Annotated in this window: 4 protein-coding genes; all 4 read right to left on the bottom strand. The window is 43.8% G+C overall.

The features are described from left to right. Window positions 1-206, bottom strand: a 206-nt coding sequence (locus IDAT_RS12745; RefSeq protein ID WP_211250612.1) for a hypothetical protein, incomplete at its 3' end; no start/stop codon positions are given. A gap of 169 nt (window positions 207-375) precedes the next feature. Next, window positions 376-936 carry a hypothetical protein gene (locus tag IDAT_RS12740; RefSeq protein ID WP_034734384.1) on the bottom strand — a complete coding sequence of 187 codons (561 nt, stop codon included), beginning with the start codon at window positions 934-936 and terminating at the stop codon, window positions 376-378. 17 nt (window positions 937-953) lie between these two features. Continuing rightward, window positions 954-1778, bottom strand: coding sequence for an RHS repeat-associated core domain-containing protein (locus IDAT_RS12735; RefSeq protein WP_034734381.1), 825 nt, complete (start codon window positions 1776-1778; stop codon window positions 954-956). Between the two features lie 458 nt (window positions 1779-2236). Then, window positions 2237-2581, bottom strand: a complete 345-nt coding sequence (locus IDAT_RS12725; RefSeq protein WP_034734377.1) for a hypothetical protein — start codon at window positions 2579-2581, stop codon at window positions 2237-2239. Window positions 2582-2601: the final 20 nt, after the last annotated feature.

The following is a 2601-nucleotide window of genomic DNA, read 5'->3' as shown; positions in this document are numbered from 1 at the left end:
CGCGCGGTTGAAGCTAAAGCTGCGCTGGCGACTAAGCGGTCAAGGCCATCATAACTGAGCCCTGTAACGCTGTGGGTGCCATTGACGCCATCGATGATGCTTTGGATATTATGGTTCGCATCATAGGTGTAGCTGAGCTCCACCACGTGATTGCCACCGCCCAATACTTCGCGCTTGCGTTGGCTCGCCATACGCGTTCGGGGCATAGCCCACTATCTAAGATACTGACGTCATCGCAACATCAAAGCCGACGCTTAACGGACGAAGCGATGCTGACACAGAATGTTGAACACCCTCGCTTGCCTGTGTGCGAGGCTTTGGATTCAAAAAGAATGCGATTGATTTCACTATAGCCACATGTACCTTTTCAGTCGTTTACCAATCGCAGTATTTTTCTGAAAATGATTTCAGCCATTTTTTTTCCACATCACCGGAACCCACGTAATTGTCGCGTAAAGAGCTTTCAAATTTATCTCGCAGAATATCCTTTCCGCCTAACTTTTCTAATACATTTTCTTCAATATCTACTAGATATGCTATTACTGTTATGGAGAGCTGCTCGTCAACAATAATAAACAGTTTGGGTTCCGATATTAGGAAAACTACTGGGCTTTCAAATACCACTGTCTCTATCCACTCCATGACTTCAAAACAGAAATGAGCTTTAAAAACATCGTTGAAGCTAGCTAGTGGAAAGAAAAAATATGCTCCCTCGCTAGCAAACTCTTTTATTAAACGGCCCAGATTCTTGAAGGTTTCACTCGAATGTATGAAACCGTCATTGATTGCTAAGATTTCCATGTTTTTTGGCAATGGAAACTTAACGCCATAATGTAGGGCTGTAGTGAACGCTTGATCGTAATTCTCAGAAATGCTCTTTGAGGTTTCAGAGTCTGCGCACGTAACAAATGTTGGGAGATTTTCAACTATAGTCATCGTTCTGAAATCCTCGCTTATTGTTGTTCATCGCGGACTCTGGTTTTCGTTTTGCTATCACCAGATTGAGTTTCAATACTTCGAACGCCGCCGCCACCCACTCGATCAATAACTTTAGTACCGTCCGGAGTTGTAACCACAGTCATAGGACCTCTTTCATTTTCCGTTTCATTGACAGTCACACCATCAAGACTTTTTACTTCATCCATAATATCGTCGGCTTCGCCACTACTGATGTCTGGCATAAAGTCAGTTGTTTTCCCTGAACGTTCTTTACTATTAGTGGCTTCTTTCCCACCAGTCACAACATCTACGGCATCTTGCCCTGTTGCGTCGGCAGATTCATTAAATACACCTACAATCGCGTTATATGCCCTTTTTGCTCCTCTTGCTGTTGCTCTCGCTCCAGAAACCACAGCTCCTCGACATGCTGCATTGGACGCACAGGCTCTTGCACCAGCAACAACAAGAGGTGCAACTGGAACTTTACCATCCGGGTCTACATATTTATAAGGATTGTTATTGGCATAAGCATATCTGTTAAACCCTTGAATATTGCCTTGGCTTAGGTGACCAATGACTCCAACCGGGTCATTCGAATAAAACCGCCCAATGTTGGCATCGTAGTAACGCTGCTGCATATACACGAGGCCGAGGTCGTCGTCTTCGACGTGGCCGGTGTAGCCGGGCGCATCGCTTTGCGTGCTATCGCTGTAGCGCGCCACCATTTCACGGCCTAAGTAATAGTAGTCAGTGTAATCGCCATCGGCGTAGGTGCCAAGTAATTGGCCGTCTTGACTGTAATAGCTGTAAGTGGTGCTGCCTGAAATTGTCTTCGCCACGCGGCGGCCGTGGCCGTCATAGCGGTAGCTGATGCCTCCTGAGCCGCTGATTTGTCCCGCGCTATTGCGCCGGTCCAGGAATATTGAACAGCGTCTTATTTAACGGACTCAGGATAATGGATACTTTGAATCAACCTTTTACTCGTCCTTTGTCAAACATCAACGGCTCTTTGAAAAAGCTTTAATACACAAAAGAAGCCCGACTGAATTGAGAATGCCTATTGGTATTGTGAACATAGGAGGATTAAATACCCAACGGGGAAGTGACTCAGAAAACGTTAATATCCACGAGGTATACGGAACAGCAATTATCCCGGATGTAAGTATGATAAAAAGACCCAATGAAAATAATTTTCCAAAGGCTTTCTTTCGGCACGTAATGATAGCAATCAACACAACAATCCCAGTTACAAAATTTAAGACAAGTATGTCCATAAGCATTTGCTTCTCCGTTGTATTTAGAAATCCAAATCTGCTTCAAGTTCCTTTGAATCAATCCGTCCCTCTACCCGATAAATCAGCGGCGAATTACCTTGAAGACTGTCATATGTGCCATTAGTATTATGTATCCCGTTAATCATATCAGTCGCTCGAGTCCCGATAATATTACCTATTAACTCAGATGAAACTGTTCCTATTTTCTTTCTCAATAATTCCTGTACTCCCTCTGAAATAGAGTGTTCAAGTGTTATCGAAGCTACTTTCTCATCCACACTCTTTTTATTGTGTAACGATATTGAAACATCAATAAAATCAATTAATAAGCCAGCTCTAGTAGTCAGGGCAACCGCATGAATGCTCATTAATCAACCATGCTACTGAA

It is taken from the genome of Pseudidiomarina atlantica (assembly GCF_000753735.1).
GTDB classification, from domain to species: Bacteria; Pseudomonadota; Gammaproteobacteria; order Enterobacterales; family Alteromonadaceae; genus Pseudidiomarina; species Pseudidiomarina atlantica.
Note: the sequence above shows the minus strand (reverse complement) of the source record. Positions and strands in the feature narration are given on the sequence as shown.